Origin of the sequence: Dissulfurispira sp. (assembly GCF_036745535.1) — a bacterium.
GTDB lineage: Bacteria > Nitrospirota > Thermodesulfovibrionia > Thermodesulfovibrionales > Dissulfurispiraceae > Dissulfurispira.
Map to the genome: position 1 here is coordinate 47,007 of NZ_DAIOFX010000002.1, position 19,721 is coordinate 66,727.

Below are 19,721 nucleotides of genomic sequence, written 5' to 3' on the forward strand. Positions count from 1 at the left end.
AATATGCAAAACGGGTATCCTCAAATTGCTGCACCCCACTGCCCTCGCAGCGTCGACAAAAGGCATGTCTTTAATGGTCAACACGTGTCCCCTTATAAGCCTTGCAAATGATGTCCAGCCCACTGTCGATATGGCGATCATTACTGTGTATATGCCTGGCGGCAATATCACGGATATGGCAATGGCAAGGAGGAGCGACGGAAAAGAAAGGATAAAATCGACCACAGACATGAGCACGGTATCGAGCCTGCCTCCAAAATATCCAGAAGCAATACCGATACCGAAACCGATAAGGGCAGACACGAATGCGGCAACAATTGCAACGCCTATGGATACCTTGCCTCCATAGACAACCCTTGCAAATATATCCCTGCCTTTGCTATCGGTGCCGAATGGATGATCCATGCCCGGCGGTCTTTTTATGGAATCGAGGTCTATTTTATCGGGATCGTAGATAGGGAGAAGGGGAGATAATACAGAGACAGCAAATAATAGAGCAATCACAAGGACCGGCAACAATAATTTCAATGATATCTTACTTTTCTTTGGCATGAAGCCTTATCCTCGGATCAAGATAGTGATAAAGTATATCTGTGATCAGGTTGACAAGCACAAAGACCGCTGTCCCGAAAATTATGCATCCCATTATCACAGGATAGTCCCTCTTTATTATTCCCTCCATTGTGAACCTTCCTATTCCGTCCCATCCGAATATTGTCTCTGTAACAACAGCACCGTTCAGATAACTGCCGAAGTCGAGGCCGATAATGGTGACAATGGGAATGATGGCATTCTTTAAGACATGGACAATGCTTATCTTAATCGATGGCAATCCCTTTGCCCTTGCAGTATTTATATAGGGCATTTTCAGTATGTCCAGGATTGTTGTCCTCGTAACCCTCGATAGCGTTGCCATAGCAGGAATTGACAACACAAAGGCAGGCAAGACCAAAAACCTTATATCTCCTGTGCCTGACGGAGGAAATAACTTTAACTTGAGGCTCAAAAAGAGCATTATGATTATCGCACTTCAGAATATGGGGATGCTCAGGCCGGTAATTGAGACCACATTGATAAGCCTGTCTATAAATCTGCCTCGTTTATAAGCAGATATAAAGCCGAGAACAATACCCAATGGGACTGCAATGAGCATGGCAGCAAATGCGAGCCTCATTGTATTCGGAAATTTCATGACAATATCCTTCAGCACATCCCTGTTTGTGTAATAAGACCTTCCGAAATCCCCATGTGATAAGAGCTTAAGATAACCTATATACTGCCCTATAAAACCTTTATCCACACCTATTTCTTTTCTTATGTTCTCGATTGCCTCAGGGCTTGCACGCTCTCCCACGAGACTCAATACAGGATCTCCGGGGAGGGCATTGAGAAGAAAAAAATGCAAGGAGTGTTATCCCGAACAAAAGGGGAATTAAGAGAAGAAGCCTTTTCAGAACATAAGCAGCCATCGGCAAATTGTACACTATTTTCAGACTACCTTTCTACCGCTACCTCTGTGCCCTTGTCCATCGTGTAAATTGGATAAACCTTATAGCCTTTTATCCACGGCTGTTTTATAAGGAAGTCTGTCCTGTGCCAGAAGGATACCCATGGCATGTCTTGAATGATGATCTCTTCCGCCTTTTTATAGAAATTATTTCTATCATTCTCGTTAAGGGAATTCTGTCCTTTCTCTATCAGGGTGTCCACCTCTTTGTTGGCATACCTCGTCCTATTGCCTGCAGGGCCAAGGTTGGATGAATGGAACAGCGGAAAAAGAAAATTTTCAGGATCGGGATAATCAGCCCACCAGCTAAGCCAGAACATGTCTGGCTCTCCCTTGTTCACCGCATCTTTGTAGGCACTCCATTCCAGTTGCTTTATATTCACATTTATACCAATCTCTGAAAGGTACGATTGTATTATCTCTGCAAGGTCTATAACATCCTGATCAGCAGTAACATACATATTCACATTTATTCCTGACATGCCTTCTCTTCTAATTATTTCCTTAGCCCTCTGCGGGTCATAATTAATACCTGCTTTTACATCCCATTTTCTTAATAAATCAGGGACAGAGCCTGCTGCAAGCCTTCCCCTTCCCTCATAGAATGTTTCGAGAATTTTTTCCTGTCTATTGCATAAGAAACTGCCTTTCTGAGATCCGGATTATTAAAGGGAGGCCTTGATGAATTCATGCCTAAATAGTAGGTATTAAGCCCTTCGAGGGACATTATGTATTTATTCCATTTTTTGTCGTTTTTAAATTTCGAATAAGCGGATGCAGGAAGGGAAATCACATCGATATTTCCAAGCTCAAATTCAGTAATGGTGGTAAGGTCTTCAGGAATAATTTTATAGACAATTCCCTTGACCTTTGCCTTTCTATCAAAATAATTCTCATTTTTCTCAAGAACCAACTCCCTGTTGGGAAGCCATCTCTTTAAAACAAAAGGCCCTGTGCCTGAAGGATGGGATGAAAAATCGTTTTTCCATCTTTCAACTTCTTCTTTTGGAATTACATAGGCAGGTGTCATGGTGAGCATGCTTAAAAACGGTGAAAATGGCTTTCTGAGTTTAATCTCAGATGTATGGTCATTTATTACCCTGAAACCATTGACCTCTTTAGCCCCACCTTTCTGAAATTCCTTTGCACCTTCAACCTTATCAAAGACCCATGTATTTGGAGATTTTGTCTTGGGGTCTAAAATCCTCTCAAAGGAATATTTAAAATCATGGGACTCAACTCCACGGCCATTTGAAAATCTTACTCCTTTTTTGAGAAAAAACTTATATCTCAAGCCGTCCTTTGATATTTCCCATCTCTCTGCTATATCAGGAACTATTTCGAGATTCTCATTTAATTTGACAAGTCCGTTAAAAAGTTTTGCTGCAATCTATGCGCTGGAGACATCAGCAATCAAAGCAGGGTCAAGTGTGGTGGGATTTGCATTCAGCCTGTAATATATACACCCCTCAAGGCGGTCTGAGGATGTGCAGGAAAAAAGAAATAAAATTATAGTCAATAAACAAAATAGGTGATGAGTAAATAATCTATTTATTCTACCCATCACCTATAATAGCAAATATTTTAGAATCTCAGAAATGCCCCTATTCCTCCTGCATCGAGCAGTTTTTTGCTTTCTGAGACGACCTCGATGAGTGCACTCTGCTGGATTGCCTTTTGCCCTGCTAAATCCACCATATAATCAACAGCATCCATCTTCCCTTTGCAGTATGGGCAGGAATCGCTCTTCTGCACACTCAAATAATTGCAGGAACTGCAGTTGTATCCATTTGCCTTATAATCCTTTACAAAAACGAGCTTCATTACCCTCTGCTCCTGAAGTGCACTAATCACATTGTCCAATCCGAGCACGGCATTTTCCTTCTTCAGGGCTTTTGCAATAAGGCTTTCCACAATCTCTTCCTCTTTCTTTTTCTCATATGCAGAAACAATAGGCTCGACCCTTCTCAGCACTTCATCGCTCTTTGCAAACATCTCAACCTTGGCTGCGCCTATAACCTTATCCAGAACTGTTTTATGGAGCATTCCCTTTACCATGGAAACAGCCTCGTCAGAACCGCCGATTATCAGTCTTCCGATGTATTCACCGCTGAGGAATGAATCCACCTTTTCCACAACATCCTTGAGGTGCATGCTGATATGGAAATCTATATGCCTTTCATAATGGTTCTGGGAAAGGGCAAACCATCCTCCCTTTTTATGTTTTCCAGGGATAGCAGGCGTATGGACTTCGCCGTATTCAACGATTTCTCCGAGATGGACAATGAATATCCTCGCAGATTCCTTATCAACGAGCAGAACTGCATACCTCTGATAGTTATCGAGAATATCCATCAATGGCTTTGCATATGGTGTTTTATCAACGATGAGCTCGTTCTTTACAGGGACGTTGATGTTATATTCCTTCCAGAACGATTTGGCTGTAGAACTGATAAGCGCCAGCCCCTTTCTGAACATCCTCTTATTTGAAATGACATGGTTCTCCACCTTTTCAAGATCATCCTTCACTGCTTTATACGCAGCCTTGTCCAGCGAATCTACGGTATTCTTCATCATGTTTTTGAAATGCACCATATAGTCGCCCTTTGTATTGAACATAGGGTCTACATTGAGATAAAGACTCACAAAATAACCGCCCTCCATTGATGCGATTTCCCTTAATTCTGTCCTGTCAAGCATGGTATCCTCCTTCTACATTTCTAAATATTTCTACCACCGATACAAAAATCGCCAGCACCAACGGCCCCATTACAAGCCCGATTAATCCGAACAGCTTGATTCCTCCCAGCACACTGAAAAATATGGCAAGGATCGGCATCTTTGTCCTGCCGCCGATTATGATGGGTTTTAAGACATTATCGATTAAGCTTATTCCAAAAACGCCAACAATTGCAAGGGCAACACCCTTCAATACTGCGCCTTGCAGAAACAGATATACAGTGGCAGGCCCCCATACGGCAAATGCGCCGATCAGGGGTATAAATGAGGCTATGGAAGTTGCCAATCCCCATACAACAGGAGAAGGAATTCCAAGTATATAGAAGGCAAACCCGGCTATAATTCCCTGTATAATGGCAACCACAACACCTCCGTAAACAGTTGATATTATGATGTCCCTGATTTGCATGGTCAGCCTGTCCTTCTGTTCCTCAGAAAAGGGCATATAATCCAGAATCCTCTTCAGAAATTCAGAGCCGTCTTTAAGAAGGAAGAATATGGCAAAGGCCATAAAAACAAAGTTTAGCGCCACGGTCACAACATCGCCCATCCCCTTTGTAATCCTGCCAACCAAATCCTTCCCAAATTTTGAGATGCCATCTATAACGGCCTTATCCAATTCAGCTTCTGTTATATTGAACAGAGATATAATTCTATCTATCATGGCCTTGACGCCCGGATGCTCCAGTGCGCTTTGAAGTGTTTCAAGCCTTCCTCCTTCCACATAATCCGATATGTGTTTCAGTTCCTTTGCAAGCAAAAAAGACAGATAAGAAAATGGCCCCAGAATAATAATCAGTATTATGCCAAGGGTAATAAAAGATGCCACAGTTCGCCATTTTATATATCTGAGTAAAAAGGCATAAATAGGGTAGAACACCAGTGAAAGGACAATAGCCCATGCTATTGGAGACAAAAATGGCTTAAGTATCTGGTAGCTCAAATAGCCCAGTACCAATACAAGAAATGTCAATGTTATAAAATAAAACCTATTAACTGCCATATATTCCTTAAAAATCCTAAATACTAATATCTAAATTCTAAACAAGCCGTTTATGCTTGTTTGGATTTAGTGCTTGGGATTTAGGATTTCTTTACCTCCTTGATTTTTCAATAAACGCCTTAAATATTCTTAATGAAAGTTTATCATAAAATATGCGTTCTGGATGCCACTGAACACAAATAAAAAACGGGTAATCCTTTTTATAGAATCCCTCTATTATCCCGTCCTCCGACACTGCAAAAACCTCAAAACCGTCTGCAAGTACTTTGACTGCCTGATGGTGGGAGGAACTAACCAATTGCTGACTGCTGATTGCTGATTGCGGGATATTGAATATGGAACAGAATGATTCGTCAATTTTTATAGCATGCTGGCCAGTCTTATGATTAACAGCGCCTTTTACCTGCATTTCCATATCCTGATAAAGGCTTCCTCCAAAGGCGACATTCACAAGCTGCATTCCGTAGCATATGGCTAAAACAGGCTTCTGTCGCTTCGCTATCTCTTTTAAAATAGCAATCTCGAAATCGCTTCTCTCTTTTTTTACAAATTTCAATTTTTCTAAAGGCACAGAAATATCCTCGCCGTAATATTCAGGCAGAAGGTCGTCGCCTCCCGGCAATAATAGGCCATCGATAAAATCGGCAATCTGGCTGATATTATCCATTGCTGGCACCAAAATCAAAGGCAATCCACTACTTTTCTCTATAGCAGACACATAATCCTGCTTAAGCTTATAAGTATTCTCATCCATGTCAGCAGTTATGCCAATGATCGGTTTCATCTATATAATCCTTCCAGAAAGGCCTCCTGTGAATTCCCCTTCTTTAACCGCCAGCTTACCATTAACAAAAACATTTACAATGCCTTCCGATCTTTTGTAGGGATCTTTAAATGTCGCCGTATCAATAATCCTATCGTAGTCGAATACTGCAATATCGGCAAAAAAGCCCTCTTTTATAAGACCGCGCTCTTTCAAACCAAAGGTTGCAGCAGAAAGATATGTCATCTTTTTTATAGCTTCTGAAAGAGGCATCAATCCTTCATTCCTCACATATTTCGCTATGAATCTCGGAAAGCTCCCGAATGCCCTCGGATGCGGCTTTCCTGTAGATGTCGGGCCTGAAAAGCTTCTAACAGAGCTGTCCGAGCCTATCATTGCATAGGGAAGAGACAGAAATTTCCTCAGATTATCCTCGCTCATGGAGAAGAATATTGCACCAACCCTTGCCTTCTCATCTATAAGGATTTCGAAAAGGACATCTTCAGGCCGTCTTCCCAATTTCGATGCAATATCAAAAATACTCTCTCCTTCCATCCATTTGTTTTCGGATTTTGTAACAGATGAGATACAAATCCCTTTCCAGTAATTTTCATCTTTCTGGCCAATCTCGGCCTTAATTCTTTTTGAGGTATCGGGGTCCCTAAGCCTCCTTAATTCTTCATCCACGCCTCCATCATATACCCATGAAGGCAGAATTGTATCGAGATCCGTACTGGCTGCGGTGTAAGGGTATCTATCGCAGGTTAAATTCACATCTTCATTTCTCGCCCTTTCAATCAATTCGATGGCATTGTCAATCTTCCACCAGTTCCTCTCGCCAGCGGTCTTTATATGGGATATATGAACATTCACATGAGCTTCTCTTCCTATCGTGATAACCTCCTCAATGGCCTCAATAAGGGCATCGCCCTCGCTTCTCATATGAGAGGCATAAATTAGTTTTCGGAGTTCGGAATAATTCAAGGTTTTACATAATTTAATCAATTCTTCAGTAGTTGAATAAACGCCGGGAGGATAAATTAATCCTGTTGAGATGCCTTTTGCTCCCTGCTCTACAGCCTCCAATAAAAGCCGCTTCATTTCATTCATGGCATTTTCATCGGGTATTATATCTTTATAACCCATTACCGATGCCCGTATGTTTCCATGTCCGCATAATGTCGCAAAATTTATTGCAATGCCTTTATTTCTCAGGATATTGAAATATTCTTTAAAAGTCGACCATCTCTCTTTTATTCCGAGTTCTTTCAGATCGGCTTCCCTGTGTTCAAAGGCTTCTCCATAAAGGGGTGCAGCCGAAAGCCCGCAATTGCCGTTTATCTCTGTAGTGACTCCCTGAGAAATCTTCCCCTCTGCCCTTCCATCTGCGAGGAGGTTAAATTCGGAATGGGCATGCGTATCGATGAATCCAGGAGAAACAATAAGTCCTTTCGCATCAATCACTTCTCTTGCAGGGATTTCCTCATTGCCTAAGTAGGTTATCCTGTCTCCGCTTATGCCGATATTTGTCTCAACAGGCTCCGAACCGCTGCCGTCAAAGACCATTCCGTTTTTTATAAAAAAATCAAGCATCATCAACCCCCTTTTCTGTTACATTTTAACACTTTATCACAGGCCAATTCATTGACCCTAAATTGAGCAATTCTTTATTGTGTTTTGTAAGGTAGGTGCTGCGGAAAGACTTTAAACTCCGCACTTGTGTAAACTTCTATCTTGTATCCGTCATCTACTACATTGGATGCTTGATGGATGATGCATCTGTTATCTTTAATATGCACAGGAGCAAGGACTTTTTTTAAGTCTTGGAGCAGTGCCTGCCTTACAAAATCGCCCAGATTAGGTTGACAAAATTTTGACTTAATCGTTATAGTAGTTAATTTAGCACTATTTTTGCGGACTTTTCCCTTTTTGGTCTATGAAGGTAATAATTTCAGAAATCCCTGAAGAGGGATTAGAGCTTGAATTAACAGAGAAGATTTCCTCTGACGAATCTATTGCAATAGTATCGCCTGTAAAGGCCTCTCTCAGGATTGACAAAAAGGGGTCAGAGGTTATCATAACAGGAACAGCAAAAGGCACTGTTGAGCTTCAATGCAGCAGATGCCTGAAGATATTCGGCGTGGACATAGACTCCATGATAAATGTTGTCTATCACCCTGCCTCCGAGATTAATAAAGAAGAACACTACGAACTGAAGAGTGACGAGCTCGATACCGGATTTTACAAAAACGATATCCTCGATACAGAGGACCTGTTAAAAGAGCAGTTGGTGCTGAGTGTGCCCATGAAGCCGCTCTGTTCCGAGGGTTGCAAGGGATTATGTCCCAAATGCGGCGTTGATTTGAATATGACGCAGTGTAGCTGCGCTGCTTCAGAGATAGATTCGAGACTGGCAGTATTAAAGCAACTGTTAGGGAAAAAAAATAAAACTTAAAAAAGGGGATATTATAAGGGGAACGGAGTTCCCCTTATGCCCTGAAAGGAGTAAACGATGGCTAATCCAACGCATCGCCATTCAAGGTCAAGAAGGGACAAAAGGAGGGCCAACTGGAAGGGACAGCTTCCCAACCTCGTGGAGTGCCCTGACTGCAAGGAATTAAAGCCTCCGCACAGGGCATGCGCTCATTGCGGCTCTTACAATGGCAAAAAGATCATCGAGGTAGTGTCTAAAGAATTATGAGGATTGCCCTCGATGCAATGGGAGGGGACTTTGCCCCTGATGTAACAATAGCAGGGGCATTGGAGGCAGTAAGAGAGTATGACGACATCCATGTCATACTTATAGGAGACAGGCAGAAAATAACCGAATCTCTCCGGAACTGGCGCTACCCCTCAGAAAGAATATCCATCCATCATGCATCAGAGGTTGTTGAGATGCATGAATCGCCTACTACTGCTCTCAGAAGGAAAAAGGACTCATCCATTCGAAAGGCAGTGGATCTGGTAAAAAGCGGAGAAGCAGACGCTGCAGTGAGCGCCGGACATTCGGGTGTTGCAATGGCAACAGCCCTGTTTGTACTCGGCAAACTGTCAAATGTGGACAGGCCTGCAATAGCAACTATAATGCCCTCATTAACAGGATATTTTCTCCTTATCGATGCAGGGGCAAATGTCGACTGCAAACCCGAAAACCTCCTCGAATTCGCCCATATGGGAAATGCCTATTATAAGGCCATCTTTGATATATCGTCTCCGAGGATCGCCCTGTTAAGCATCGGAGAGGAAGACACTAAAGGAAACGAGTTGACAAAAGAGGCCTTTAAGCTTTTAAAGAATGCCGGCCTGAATTTTACAGGCAACATAGAAGGAAAAGACATCTTTTCAGGAAATGCGGATGTAATAGTCTGCGACGGCTTTATAGGGAATATCGTTTTAAAGGTAAGCGAGGGACTTGCCGAAACTATCATGAAGATGCTGAAACACGAAATTGCCAATGTAACTACCGGCAAACTCGGCTACATGATGATAAAGCCGGCCATAAAGAACTTCAGAAAAAGGACAGACTACTCCGAATATGGCGGAGCACCCCTCCTCGGCATAAATGGGACATGCATCATAAGCCACGGCCGTTCTTCTGCAAGGGCCATAAAGAACGCCATACGTGTCGCAGGTGAGATGGCAAAGAAAAAGGTGCACGAAATCATTGCAAATGCCTTGCATAAGGGCCCCAATGAAAATTTTTCTCTGAAAAATCTGGCTAAAGAGGATATATCGTATGTTAAGGGCTAAGATTATTGCCACAGGCTCTTATGCGCCTGAAAGGAAACTTACGAACTTCGACCTCGAAAAAATGATGGATACCTCCGATGAATGGATTACAGAAAGAACCGGCATCAAAGAAAGAAGGATAGCCGGCGAAAGACAGTCAACATCCGACTTAGCCTATGAGGCCTCAAAAGCAGCACTCAAACAGGCCGGCCTTAAGGCAAAGGATATAGACCTTATCGTAGTTGCAACAGTAACAGGGGATATGCCTGTTCCGTCCACCGCATGCCTGCTTCAGAATCTTCTCGGTGCAAAAAAGGCTGCTGCCTTTGACATTAGCGCCGCATGTTCCGGTTTTATCTATGGCTTATCGGTTGCCGACAGTTTTATCAGATCAGGCATGTACAAAAGAATTCTGCTTGTAGGTGCAGAAACCCTGTCAAAGTTCACGGACTGGGAAGACAGGACAACCTGCGTTCTCTTCGGAGACGGCGCCGGAGCGGTCATCCTTGAGGCTGCAAACGGAGAGAGCGGCATCGTTTCCACGGAAATGCATTCCGACGGCAGCTTATGGGAACTCTTAAACCTCCCAGGCGGCGGCTCAAAATATCCTCCCTCAAAGGAAACTATTAACAAAAGGCTGCATTTTTTAAAGATGAAAGGAAACGAAACATTTAAAGTGGCAGTCAGAACCCTTGAAAGTCTCGCAGTTGATACATTAAAGAAGAACAACCTGAAACCTTCGCAGCTTTCAACACTCATACCCCATCAGGCAAATCTCAGGATAATTCAGGCAACGGCAAACAGACTCGGACTGTCAATGGATAAGGTCGTTGTCAATCTTGACAGATACGGCAATACATCTGCAGCGTCAATTCCCATTGCCCTCGATGAAGCAGTGCGCATAGGAAGGATCAGAGAAGGGGATTATGTATTGCTTGAGGCATTCGGCGGCGGACTTACATGGGCATCGGCCCTTATCAAGTGGTGAAAATTCTTACTTCTTTTCTATCCATCTCACTGGAAAAATCAATTTAAATGTTGTGCCCTTTCCGGGCTCGCTTTCAACCTTTATTTCGCCAAGATGTTCTGAAATTATCTGCTTTACCAGAGGCAGACCCATCCCGAATCTGAACAGCTTTGTGCTGAAGAACGGGTCGAATATCCTCCCGATATCTTCCTCTGGAATGCCGGCACCGGTATCGGAAATAGCAAGCGTAACCTTTTCGTTGTCCCCGGCAGTTGTAACCGTTATCATGCCTCTATCGGGCGTTGCTTCGATGGCGTTCCTTATAATGTGAAAGATCGCCGCCCTTAATAAGTTTTTCTGTGTATTTATCTTAAGAGGATGACCTGCAAGATTTACAGAAAGCTTTATGCTTTTTTTCGTCCGCCTCTTTTTCAACGATTGATACAACGCCTTTTACAATCTCATTGATATCTTCATACATGAACCTCGATTGCTTGCTCTTCAGCAACGCCTCGAAATCTTTAACAATAGACTCCAGCTTTTCAGACTCATCAATGACGTCTTTAAGATTTTCACCCAGTTTTTCAGGAACCTTTTCCTTCTCGAGTATCCGCTTGCATGTCCAGCCAATCACAGCAGCAGGATTCCTCACCCTGTCGGCAACAGTCAGTGCCATCAGGCTCATTGTCCTTTCAGCCACCATTGTCTCCAGTTCCTGATTCAACTCGGTCAAGTCTGCATTAACAGCCTCAATCCTTTTTTTTGTCATCCAGCATTTTAAGATAAGAGGCGTATGCCCTGAAAAAGAAGAGGCTGACAGTGCCTATAACGGCAAAGGTAAAGGTAATGAAGCTTCCGCTGTACGGGTCTATAGAGTTCCATATATGTTCGTATCCTGTAGCTATCAAGGCGGGTTTAAGAATATGTCCCAGTGACCTCGATATGGAAAAAATGACATAGGATGTGGAAAGCCACAGCAAATAACTCCACAGCACATTGCCTTTATTTTTTCTATAAAGACTTAAAGCAGTAATCAGGCTCATTACAGAAAGCAGAACCATCACAAACGCACCCACTACTTCGGAGAATAAAATAGGGAATAAGGGCAAAAGCGCAGAAACCGAAACCGCGGCCTTTTCCTCTTTCAGATGTTCTCTCAATCCCATATAAAGGAACAGTATCGCGGGTAAAAGCAGAAAAAACTCGTATCGTGTTATGTAATAGATGTATTCCCTGCCTTCAATTGTTACATCTCTAAAAAAATAATCCCAGCCTTGTCTGCTTCCTATTATCTGTGTCTTTTCGATCCAGAATTCGGTGATGTGTCCTATAAATGTATCCAAATTCCATAAAGCGAAAAACAGTTCGGCAAGAAGTATGTATCTCCAGCCTTTCGACTTGTGTAAATTATGATGCACTATAATCCATATAATGAATATACAGGAGACGAAGAAATACACATGTCCCATCTGGTGTATGTAGATTCCGGGATAAGCGTGAGGGACGAATGCCCAGGCACTTGAGGGGATTGCAGAAAAGAAAATGAACGCACTGAGAAACTTTATGAGTTCTTTTTGTCCGATTTTTTCACCTTTCTTCTTTTATAGTCCATAATATGCCATATCCTGAACAATCTTTCAAGCTTATCCCTGTATGCCATGGCAATAAAAACAACTATCAGCGTAATTCCCACAAGGATGAAAAACCTGCCGTACTGATGATGTCTTATATAATCTCCTTCCAGTGTGAGCAATATAGTGCCGAAAAGTCTTCCAGTGCCTCCTATCACAAGGAATTCCATTGTGGAAAGATGCCCCAATCCAAGTATATAACATAAATAATCCTTTGGAAAACCCGGAATGAGGAAAAGGAGAAAAACGAGGAATGCCCCTTTATGGTGGAGGAGATAGTCGAATCGGTTCATTATGGCTTTGTCAACAAACCTGTCCACAAATGGTCTTCCGAACGTCCGCGCAAGGGCAAAGGCTATGTAGGAGCCTATGGTCAATCCTGTGGTGGATAGCATTACTCCGAGGATTGGGCCGTAAAGGAAGCCTCCGAGAAGTCCCGTAACTTCGCCGGGGATGGGCGCCGCAACGACCTGTGCAACCTGAAGAAATATGAATCCAATGAACGCAGCAGGCCCAAGGGAATCCAGAAAGCTAAGCAGTCTCTCCCTGTTAAGGAAAAAATGAATTAACCCCGTCTTATAAAAAATTATTGTCAGCCCGCCGACAATAAGTATGAGTATCAGGGGTTTAATCCATATGTTATTTTTGTTTATTACTTTAATATCCTCTTACCTCTACTTATTTTCCTGCTCCAGTCTTCTCAAGAAATGTCTTTATCAAGTCTATAGGAATAGGGAAGATTATTGTTGAGTTCTTCTCGGTTGCAATCTCTGTCAAGGTCTGAAGGTATCTGAGCTGAAGGGTTGCAGGCTCTGATGAGATAATCTTCGCTGCGTCTGCCAATTTCTGTGATGCCTGAAATTCACCCTCGGCATGTATTATCTTGGCCCTTCTCTCCCTCTCTGCCTCTGCCTGTTTTGCTATTGCCCTGAGCATCTCTGACGGCAGGTCGACATTTTTAACCTCAACTGCCGTAACCTTAACGCCCCACGGCTCTGTCTGCGTATCGATCACTTTCTGAAGCTCTGCATTAAGCTCATCCCTCTTTGTAAGAAGGTCGTCGAGCTGGCTCTGTCCTAAAATGCTCCTGAGCGTGGTCTGTGCTATCTGCGAAGTGGCGTAATGAAAATCCTCAACCTCTGTAATTGCCTTTACAGGGTCTAACGGCCTGAAGTAAATAACTGCGTTCACCTTGACCGTAACATTGTCTTTGGTGATAATATCCTGCGGCGGGACATCCATCGTAACCGTCCTCAGACTTACCTTGACCAGTTTATCGATAATAGGCCATATGATTACAAGGCCGGGACCTTTTACCGGGATAATCCTTCCAAGCCTGAACACAACGCCCCTCTCGTATTCCTTTAAAATCTTAATTGCACTGGAGAGAAAATAGATTACAAGGAATACTATAAACAGAAATGACATAAACTGCGGTTCAAACATAATATCCTCCTTTTCGATCGTTTTACTAATTATACCATTTCGACGAGCCTCGGCTCATGAGTGAAGAAGATATAGCTCCTTGCCTTCACAGAAAAGAGCCTTTCCACAGCCTTTTTGTAGATGTCCATCTGGAAAAAATATCTCTCCATCAACTCAGGTATTTCTTCTTCTGAAATCGGGTATGTCTTATAATCGTAAATATATGCAATCTTGTCCCCTTGCCCCTCTTTTATAATCAGCCTGTCTATCCTTCCCTTATAGATCCTGCTCCCCATGTCCAGAACAAATGGAAGCTCGGCATAAGAATCTTCCTGAGGAAGTATAATGTCCTTCAAATGGCCGGACTCATCAAGTTTTTTAAAATCGAGCAGAATAACATTCTTCATGTTATCCACATCCGCATCAGACATTACTTCATTTTTAAGCACGTCCGTTGTCTTATTTTTTAGATTATCCATTGTAATATGTCTCTTTGAAATACCCTCGAATATCCTGTGAAATGCCCTGCCTAGGACAACCCAGTCATCGCCATGTTTTTTCCTTACCTCATTTATCTCTTCAGTGACATCAAGCCACACAGGTGAAGGCTTATAATCGAGAGGCTCGATAAATACAGGCTCGTCAAATAATTCAGAGTTTTGAGTTATGAGTTTAGAGTTATGTGACTCTTGACTCTTAACTCTTAACTCCGGATTCTTAACTCCAGACTCATCTGCTCCTACTCTATTAATCTTAAATGGCAGTCCTGCTGTGGAATCTGTATCAATGAGATTAAAGGAATCTGCAATATACGCCAGTTTCCCTGAAGGGGATTTTGTTCCGGAATCTGGCCATACGCCGGACATGCAGAGATGATCCATTGCCCTCGTCACTGCCACATAAAACAGTCTCTTTTCTTCGTCCTGAAGCCTTTCCTTATGTCTCTGGAAAAGGAGCGTCTTTTTCCTGATATTGAAATCTTCCTCATAGGCTATAACAATGCCGTTTTCGTCTTCATCCATCACCACATTGCTGGAACCTCTTGCCTTGCTGTTCTCATCGAGGCACGGGAGAAACACCATGGGGAACTGGAGACCCTTCGATGCATGTATGGTCATTATCCTTACAGCATCCATGCCCTCTGTGTTGACATTGGCCTTTGCCTCTTCGGATTTTTTGGATGCCTTGATCAGCTTCTCCTTTATCTCCAAGCCTGCAAGCCCGTTATATTCGAATTCCTCAACGAGCCTTATAAATTTCTTCACATTCACATAGCGCTGCTTTTCATGGAAATAGTGCCATGCATCTGCCTCTGCAAGTATATCTTCAAGCAGCACTGCATATGGCGTATCCTTCGCCCTTTCGAGCCATTTAGCAAGTAACGTGATGGAGTGTTGGAGTGATGGAGTGTTGGGGTGTTGTGCTGCATATTTTTTCAGCGATTCGAATAAATAACCGGCAGGCATGTCATCGATAACCGCATCTTTAGCAATTTTCAGCAGGGTGTCATATCCCATGGAGAACAGGGGTGAGCGGAGGATATTAAAAAGACTGTAGTCATCATGTGGATCGATGAGAAAGAACAGAAGATCTCTCAGAATACCTACCTCAGGGGAGTTGTAAAAACCTATGCCTTTAACGACAATAAAGGGGATATTTTCCCTCCTCAGCGCATCCTCAAATATTGAAAGGTGCGTCCTGCTCCTCAAGAGAATCGCCATGTCTCCATAACTGCATTTTTTCTGCACACAAGAGGGACTTTGTCCCCCTTGTGAAATCCCCCTTTCCTTGTTATCGTATATCACATATGTGCCTGCTAATTCCTTAATCTTTCTGGCGATGACAGCAGCCTCTGCCTTCCTGTTCTCCTTTGTATTGCCGATGCTGTCAAGGAGTACAAGTTCCACATTCCCTTCACCTGCCCTTGTTGCATCAAAGGGTGTGTATTCGACCTTATAGTCATCATAAAGTCCCTTTGGCATCAGCCGTTCAAAGAGTGTATTAACAAAATTTACAATGGCCGGCAGGCTGCGGTAGTTCTCTTTTATCTCTATGAAATGGTATTCGTCTCCAAGCCATTCCGTGAGTTTTTTCTTAGCATTTTTAAATATGCTGACATTGGCTCCCCTGAAGGAGTAGATGGACTGCTTGTCATCACCCACAAGGAATATGGTCGGGTTAACTCCGGTCTCTCTTTTTGCACCCAATCCGGAACGCCATTCTTCCGTGAGTTTGTCGATTATCTTCCACTGGAGCATGCTTGTGTCCTGAAACTCGTCAACGAGTATATGGTCTGTATGCTCATCAAAGGAATAAAGGACATTCTGCCACTCGGGATTTTTTGATATGGCCTCATATGCCATGAGCTCAAGGTCGTTATAGTCGAGACAATGCCGCTCCATCTTTTTCCTCTTGTATCTTTTCAGGCATTTCGAATATATGGACAGAATCCTTCCAAAGTGGTCTTGTTCAGAACCTTGGACTCCTAACTCCACAAAGTGGCCATTGGCCGAACCCTTAATCCCGAACTCTATAGTCGGCCTTTTACCGTGGAGCTCGTCAAGTATGCTGTAGAGCTTCTTCCATCCCTTAATGCCGTTGTCTTTTATTACTTCGTAAAACAGTCCCTCTCCAGAGGCATTATCCTCAAGAAGACATTCATATACCGCCTCACTCCAGAGGATATCCGCATTAAAACAGTCCATGACCTCAAGGGAAGGGTCTACATCGAGGTCAAGGGAAAACCTTTTTAAAAGCTTTAAACAGAAGGAATGAATGGTTGATATGCGCATCCTCGGCATCCTCTCCCTGACCCTTTCAAAGAGTTCGAGGTCTTCTTTTTTAAGGATGTTCAGAATCCTCTCCTTCATCTCTGCAGCAGCCTTTTCTGTGAATGTTATTGCGAGTATGCGCTCCACATTAGAGCCGCTTTTAAGAAGCTCTATGTATCTCCTCGCAAGCTTCTCCGTCTTTCCTGAACCAGCAGGCGCAGAGATCATCACGCTCTTCGATATGTCGAGGTAATTCTCGTTCATCTTATCGCTGTTTTTTAATTTGAAATTTCAAATTTCAAATTTGAGATTATTTCTTATAATTCTTGAGCGTCTCAAGAAACTCTTCTCTATCCTTCTTCTGTTGAGTAATTTTGCGCTCCTTTTCGCTCAAATATCTTTGCCCTTTGACCTCGCTGCTCTGAAGTGAATCAGCCCATGCCCTAAGCTGCCTTGAGATGCCTTCGGCCTCCGATTTCAAATTTGAGATTTCAGATTTCAAATCTTTAAAAGACGAAAGCCTTTCAATAAAACAGAGCATTGAACGGACTTCTCCGGCAGAACCTCTCGCAATATAAAGAAAAGTCAGGAGTTCCTGTGTAGTTCCTCGTTCAAAACCCTCTGCGATATTGTTTGACACTGAAAGCGCAGCTCTCTCTATCTGGTCGCGGAGGCTGTATTTTCTTCTAAAGGGTTGTCTCTCCGTGAGCGCGTATATCTTTTCAGCAAGCCCTATTGCCGCTTTCCACACAGGCAGGTCTTCAAAACGCTCGTAGGTCATATTGTCCCTCTGTTTTCCATATTTTATTTCAAATTTGAAACCTCAAATTCTGATTTTTTTTGAAATCTTAAATTTCTAATCTTTAATCTCGAATCTTTAATTTTTAATCTCAAATTTCAAATTTTAAATTTTAATTTGTTAACCCTACTCCAATAACTTTTAGCACCTTTTCAACTAATGGTGAAAAATGATATTGACCAACTTCATCAAAAGTAGTTGCGCCCGGCACTAATAAGCCTAATGCTATTAAACCGGAAATCAGAATACCCTCATCCGAATATATTCCGATATTCAATTCATCTTCTTTTGATGATTTTTCATCAAAAACAATTTTTGATTTCTTATGATATTTAACTAAAAACTTCAGTTCCTCTACCGATATGTCCTTCAAAATTCTTGATATCTGCGATACAAAAGCCAACGGAACTGTTTCTTCTTCAATGCAGTTTGAAACAGCTTTTTGTAGATATGCAATTTTTTCATCCTCCGTCGTCTGAAGAATTGTCAGTATTATTTCATTGATTATCTTATATTGAGCATCAGAAAGATTCTTAAGTTTTTCTTCGTGTTCGACCAGTTTTTGTTCGATTTCCAATAAAGCCTTTTCTACTCTCTTCTTGTTTCTGGTATAAGCCAAGGATTTAGTCAGAACAGGAAGGAGCGGAGCAAGCGGCGTTGCAGCAAAAGATGCCAATACTGTCATGCCTACTTCAACTATAAGATTGTCTGAAATTTTTTCTAAACTTGATGGCTTTTCCATAATCCCATTTTTTCTCATCCCTTCCTCAAAACAACTTCCTGAATCCCATTCCTACATCTTCAAAATGCTTATCGGCAGTCAGAACATCCGTGATGCGAAGCTCCTTCATCACGACAAAAGAGGAAAAGTCAAAAAACGAAATATGCGGGTTGTCGTTATACTTTTTGCTCAGATCCCATGCCTTTGTCCATCGCTTCTCGTCTATTCTTTCGAGGATTATCCTGTCTTTATTAACAGCTTCGAGAATTGCATCGATAAAGATAGCGGTTTGTTCGGAATCGATCCGTGATCTTAAAAGATTTATAATCTCTGCAATGACGTAATCTGTGGTAACAGGAATGCCCTTATTAACGATAAATGATTTATAAAAAGAGAAAACGCGGTTATGATGGTCGTCGCCTTTATGAGCTATCACAGCCCATCCCCATGTATCGAAAAAAATCCTTTTCATTTTTTCTTGGGAAAGCCATAAAGATAATGGTCGTGATTATCCGCAAGGTCCGGCGGCCCGCCTTTGCAGATGCCCGCTACCGATAAAAGTTTCTCTGTTATTTCATCTGCGGGCCTCTCTTTCTTTTTTCTGCGTTCCGACAGAAAATTATTGATGGCTGTCCTCACCAGTTCGGCTACGGACATGCCTGAATCCTGCTGAAGTCGCTCCAACGCCTCTTTCTGCGATTCCTCAATAAACATCTGAAACCTTACTTTTGCCATATGCACTTCCTGCACATATCATATATAAAGCATATGTGTATGTCAATTAGTCTATTTCAGCCTTCCTTCCTGTTTTAGTTTTGCGATAATTGCGTTTATTTTCGGCAATGCCTCCAGTGCTGCCTTTTCGCCTTCAATAATAGCCTCATGCCTCTTGTCGAAATCGGCAGAGCCTATGTAGCCCACCTTCGGTTTTATCACAACATCGGCCTTTGAAAGCTGTGCGTTGGAAATCTTCGAATACATGATGCTTATTGACTGCAATATTGTCTCTATGGTGCTTTCGGGCTGTGTATTGTCGACATCTGCTGAAATGTCAACAGCGATAATTACATCCGCACCCATCTTCCTTGCAGCATCCACTGCAACAGGGCTTACAACACCGCCGTCCACATACATATGTCCTGAAATCTTTACGGGTCTGAATATGCCGGGAATCGAACAGCTTGCCCGGACCGCCCTGCCTGTATTCCCTGTGCCGAAGACAACTTCCTGGCCGTTCTGAATGTTTGTCGCAACAGCATAAAACGGTATCCGCAATTTTTCCATGGAACTATTTTTTACTGCCTTGTTAATGTAACCTTCGAGCAATTCCCCTTTAATAAAGCCGTTGTCCGGTATCGACAGATCTGCAATATCTCCCTTTTCTATGGCGATAGCCATTTTCTGAAGCTGAAAGGCATTGTAGCCGTAGGCATACAGGCTTCCCACAAAACTGCCTGCACTCGTTCCCACTATCATATGAACGGGAATTTTATTGGATTCCAAAACCTTCAGGACGCCGATGTGTGCAAATCCCTTTGATGCGCCTGCACCGAGAACCAGTGCTATTTTTGCAGGTTTTAGAGGCGGCTGCACTATTTCTTTAGGCGCACATGATATAAGAATAAAAATGCAAACAATCGAGATCAAAAATCTGACTTTCATCCTC

The 19,721-nt window shown here is 42.6% G+C and carries 22 protein-coding genes and 1 pseudogene; 4 read left to right on the forward strand and 19 right to left on the reverse strand.

Annotation, left to right across the window (positions count from 1 at the left end; all coding sequences use genetic code 11):
- The 8 genes and pseudogenes from V7L97_RS01005 to V7L97_RS01045 all read right to left on the reverse strand — a co-directional run.
- Positions 1–504, reverse strand: a 504-nt coding sequence (locus tag V7L97_RS01005; RefSeq protein WP_333652443.1) for an ABC transporter permease, incomplete at its 3' end; no start/stop codon positions are given.
- A 31-nt stretch (positions 505–535) separates the two neighbouring features.
- Complete coding sequence (locus V7L97_RS01010) at positions 536–1,015, reverse strand: ABC transporter permease (RefSeq protein WP_333652446.1); 480 nt, start codon at positions 1,013–1,015, stop codon at positions 536–538.
- Positions 1,016–1,030: 15 nt separating this feature from the next.
- The gene (locus tag V7L97_RS01015; RefSeq protein ID WP_333652449.1) at positions 1,031–1,405 is read right to left on the reverse strand and encodes an ABC transporter permease; all 375 of its coding nucleotides are present in this window, start codon (positions 1,403–1,405) and stop codon (positions 1,031–1,033) included.
- An 89-nt stretch (positions 1,406–1,494) separates the two neighbouring features.
- Positions 1,495–2,801 (reverse strand): annotated as a pseudogene (locus V7L97_RS12810) (ABC transporter substrate-binding protein).
- Between the two features lie 290 nt (positions 2,802–3,091).
- A complete protein-coding gene (locus V7L97_RS01030) occupies positions 3,092–4,207 on the reverse strand; it encodes a baeRF10 domain-containing protein (RefSeq protein WP_333652452.1) in 1,116 nt (371 codons plus the stop codon).
- Positions 4,200–5,249: an AI-2E family transporter gene (locus V7L97_RS01035; RefSeq protein ID WP_333652455.1), complete on the reverse strand. Its 1,050-nt coding sequence runs from the start codon at positions 5,247–5,249 to the stop codon at positions 4,200–4,202. Before V7L97_RS01035 ends, V7L97_RS01030 begins: the two co-directional genes overlap by 8 nt.
- Before the next feature lie 91 nt (positions 5,250–5,340).
- Positions 5,341–6,033: a gamma-glutamyl-gamma-aminobutyrate hydrolase family protein gene (locus V7L97_RS01040; RefSeq protein WP_333652457.1), complete on the reverse strand. Its 693-nt coding sequence runs from the start codon at positions 6,031–6,033 to the stop codon at positions 5,341–5,343.
- A complete protein-coding gene (locus V7L97_RS01045; RefSeq protein ID WP_333652460.1) occupies positions 6,034–7,608 on the reverse strand; it encodes an N-acyl-D-amino-acid deacylase family protein in 1,575 nt (524 codons plus the stop codon).
- Between the two features lie 340 nt (positions 7,609–7,948).
- Here V7L97_RS01045 and V7L97_RS01050 point away from each other — a divergent pair, with 340 nt between their 5' ends.
- From V7L97_RS01050 to V7L97_RS01065, 4 genes are read left to right on the forward strand one after another with little or no spacing between them, the layout of a single operon-like run.
- The gene (locus tag V7L97_RS01050; protein WP_333652462.1) at positions 7,949–8,467 is read left to right on the forward strand and encodes a YceD family protein; all 519 of its coding nucleotides are present in this window, start codon (positions 7,949–7,951) and stop codon (positions 8,465–8,467) included.
- Between the two features lie 57 nt (positions 8,468–8,524).
- Positions 8,525–8,713: a 50S ribosomal protein L32 gene (rpmF, locus tag V7L97_RS01055; RefSeq protein ID WP_333652465.1), complete on the forward strand. Its 189-nt coding sequence runs from the start codon at positions 8,525–8,527 to the stop codon at positions 8,711–8,713.
- Positions 8,710–9,762, forward strand: a complete 1,053-nt coding sequence (gene plsX, locus V7L97_RS01060) for a phosphate acyltransferase PlsX (RefSeq protein WP_333652468.1) — start codon at positions 8,710–8,712, stop codon at positions 9,760–9,762. Before rpmF ends, plsX begins: the two co-directional genes overlap by 4 nt.
- Entirely contained in the window at positions 9,749–10,729 is a 981-nt protein-coding gene (locus tag V7L97_RS01065) for a beta-ketoacyl-ACP synthase III (protein ID WP_333652470.1), read from the forward strand. Before plsX ends, V7L97_RS01065 begins: the two co-directional genes overlap by 14 nt.
- Positions 10,730–10,735: 6 nt before the next feature.
- Here the strand turns inward: V7L97_RS01065 and V7L97_RS01070 are convergent, their stop codons facing one another.
- From V7L97_RS01070 to V7L97_RS01120, 11 genes are all read right to left on the reverse strand, one after another.
- Positions 10,736–11,155: a sensor histidine kinase gene (locus tag V7L97_RS01070; protein WP_333652472.1), complete on the reverse strand. Its 420-nt coding sequence runs from the start codon at positions 11,153–11,155 to the stop codon at positions 10,736–10,738.
- Positions 11,079–11,477, reverse strand: coding sequence for a hypothetical protein (locus V7L97_RS01075; protein ID WP_333652474.1), 399 nt, complete (start codon positions 11,475–11,477; stop codon positions 11,079–11,081). The genes V7L97_RS01070 and V7L97_RS01075 overlap by 77 nt, the downstream gene beginning before the upstream one ends.
- Positions 11,458–12,126, reverse strand: a complete 669-nt coding sequence (locus V7L97_RS01080; RefSeq protein ID WP_333652476.1) for a hypothetical protein — start codon at positions 12,124–12,126, stop codon at positions 11,458–11,460. The genes V7L97_RS01075 and V7L97_RS01080 overlap by 20 nt, the downstream gene beginning before the upstream one ends.
- A 143-nt stretch (positions 12,127–12,269) precedes the next feature.
- Entirely contained in the window at positions 12,270–13,001 is a 732-nt protein-coding gene (locus tag V7L97_RS01085) for a TVP38/TMEM64 family protein (RefSeq protein ID WP_333652576.1), read from the reverse strand.
- A 16-nt stretch (positions 13,002–13,017) separates the two neighbouring features.
- Positions 13,018–13,785, reverse strand: a complete 768-nt coding sequence (locus V7L97_RS01090) for a slipin family protein (RefSeq protein ID WP_333652478.1) — start codon at positions 13,783–13,785, stop codon at positions 13,018–13,020.
- 29 nt (positions 13,786–13,814) lie between these two features.
- Positions 13,815–16,799 (reverse strand): UvrD-helicase domain-containing protein, encoded by a 2,985-nt coding sequence (locus tag V7L97_RS01095; RefSeq protein ID WP_333652480.1) that lies wholly within the window; start codon positions 16,797–16,799, stop codon positions 13,815–13,817.
- A gap of 46 nt (positions 16,800–16,845) precedes the next feature.
- Entirely contained in the window at positions 16,846–17,316 is a 471-nt protein-coding gene (locus V7L97_RS01100; protein ID WP_333652483.1) for a four helix bundle protein, read from the reverse strand.
- A 130-nt stretch (positions 17,317–17,446) separates the two neighbouring features.
- Complete coding sequence (locus V7L97_RS01105) at positions 17,447–18,094, reverse strand: hypothetical protein (protein ID WP_333652486.1); 648 nt, start codon at positions 18,092–18,094, stop codon at positions 17,447–17,449.
- Between the two features lie 7 nt (positions 18,095–18,101).
- The gene (locus V7L97_RS01110) at positions 18,102–18,527 is read right to left on the reverse strand and encodes a type II toxin-antitoxin system VapC family toxin (protein ID WP_333652489.1); all 426 of its coding nucleotides are present in this window, start codon (positions 18,525–18,527) and stop codon (positions 18,102–18,104) included.
- Positions 18,524–18,790 (reverse strand): CopG family transcriptional regulator, encoded by a 267-nt coding sequence (locus V7L97_RS01115; RefSeq protein ID WP_333652492.1) that lies wholly within the window; start codon positions 18,788–18,790, stop codon positions 18,524–18,526. Before V7L97_RS01115 ends, V7L97_RS01110 begins: the two co-directional genes overlap by 4 nt.
- Positions 18,791–18,841: 51 nt before the next feature.
- Positions 18,842–19,717: a patatin-like phospholipase family protein gene (locus V7L97_RS01120; RefSeq protein WP_333652495.1), complete on the reverse strand. Its 876-nt coding sequence runs from the start codon at positions 19,715–19,717 to the stop codon at positions 18,842–18,844.
- Positions 19,718–19,721: the final 4 nt, after the last annotated feature.

Excerpts from the sequence above, each read along its gene's own strand:
- V7L97_RS01010 (WP_333652446.1), bottom strand. The coding sequence starts at position 1,015 with ATGCTCTTTTTGAGCCTCAAGTTAAAGTTATTTCCTCCGTCAGGCACA.
- V7L97_RS01030 (WP_333652452.1), bottom strand. The coding sequence starts at position 4,207 with ATGCTTGACAGGACAGAATTAAGGGAAATCGCATCAATGGAGGGCGGT.
- V7L97_RS01035 (WP_333652455.1), bottom strand. The coding sequence starts at position 5,249 with ATGGCAGTTAATAGGTTTTATTTTATAACATTGACATTTCTTGTATTG.
- V7L97_RS01040 (WP_333652457.1), bottom strand. The coding sequence starts at position 6,033 with ATGAAACCGATCATTGGCATAACTGCTGACATGGATGAGAATACTTAT.
- V7L97_RS01045 (WP_333652460.1), bottom strand. The coding sequence starts at position 7,608 with ATGATGCTTGATTTTTTTATAAAAAACGGAATGGTCTTTGACGGCAGC.
- V7L97_RS01050 (WP_333652462.1), top strand. The coding sequence starts at position 7,949 with ATGAAGGTAATAATTTCAGAAATCCCTGAAGAGGGATTAGAGCTTGAA.
- rpmF (WP_333652465.1), top strand. The coding sequence starts at position 8,525 with ATGGCTAATCCAACGCATCGCCATTCAAGGTCAAGAAGGGACAAAAGG.
- plsX (WP_333652468.1), top strand. The coding sequence starts at position 8,710 with ATGAGGATTGCCCTCGATGCAATGGGAGGGGACTTTGCCCCTGATGTA.
- V7L97_RS01065 (WP_333652470.1), top strand. The coding sequence starts at position 9,749 with ATGTTAAGGGCTAAGATTATTGCCACAGGCTCTTATGCGCCTGAAAGG.
- V7L97_RS01075 (WP_333652474.1), bottom strand. The coding sequence starts at position 11,477 with ATGACAAAAAAAAGGATTGAGGCTGTTAATGCAGACTTGACCGAGTTG.
- V7L97_RS01090 (WP_333652478.1), bottom strand. The coding sequence starts at position 13,785 with ATGTTTGAACCGCAGTTTATGTCATTTCTGTTTATAGTATTCCTTGTA.
- V7L97_RS01095 (WP_333652480.1), bottom strand. The coding sequence starts at position 16,799 with ATGAACGAGAATTACCTCGACATATCGAAGAGCGTGATGATCTCTGCG.
- V7L97_RS01100 (WP_333652483.1), bottom strand. The coding sequence starts at position 17,316 with ATGACCTACGAGCGTTTTGAAGACCTGCCTGTGTGGAAAGCGGCAATA.
- V7L97_RS01105 (WP_333652486.1), bottom strand. The coding sequence starts at position 18,094 with ATGAGAAAAAATGGGATTATGGAAAAGCCATCAAGTTTAGAAAAAATT.
- V7L97_RS01110 (WP_333652489.1), bottom strand. The coding sequence starts at position 18,527 with ATGAAAAGGATTTTTTTCGATACATGGGGATGGGCTGTGATAGCTCAT.
- V7L97_RS01115 (WP_333652492.1), bottom strand. The coding sequence starts at position 18,790 with ATGGCAAAAGTAAGGTTTCAGATGTTTATTGAGGAATCGCAGAAAGAG.
- V7L97_RS01120 (WP_333652495.1), bottom strand. The coding sequence starts at position 19,717 with ATGAAAGTCAGATTTTTGATCTCGATTGTTTGCATTTTTATTCTTATA.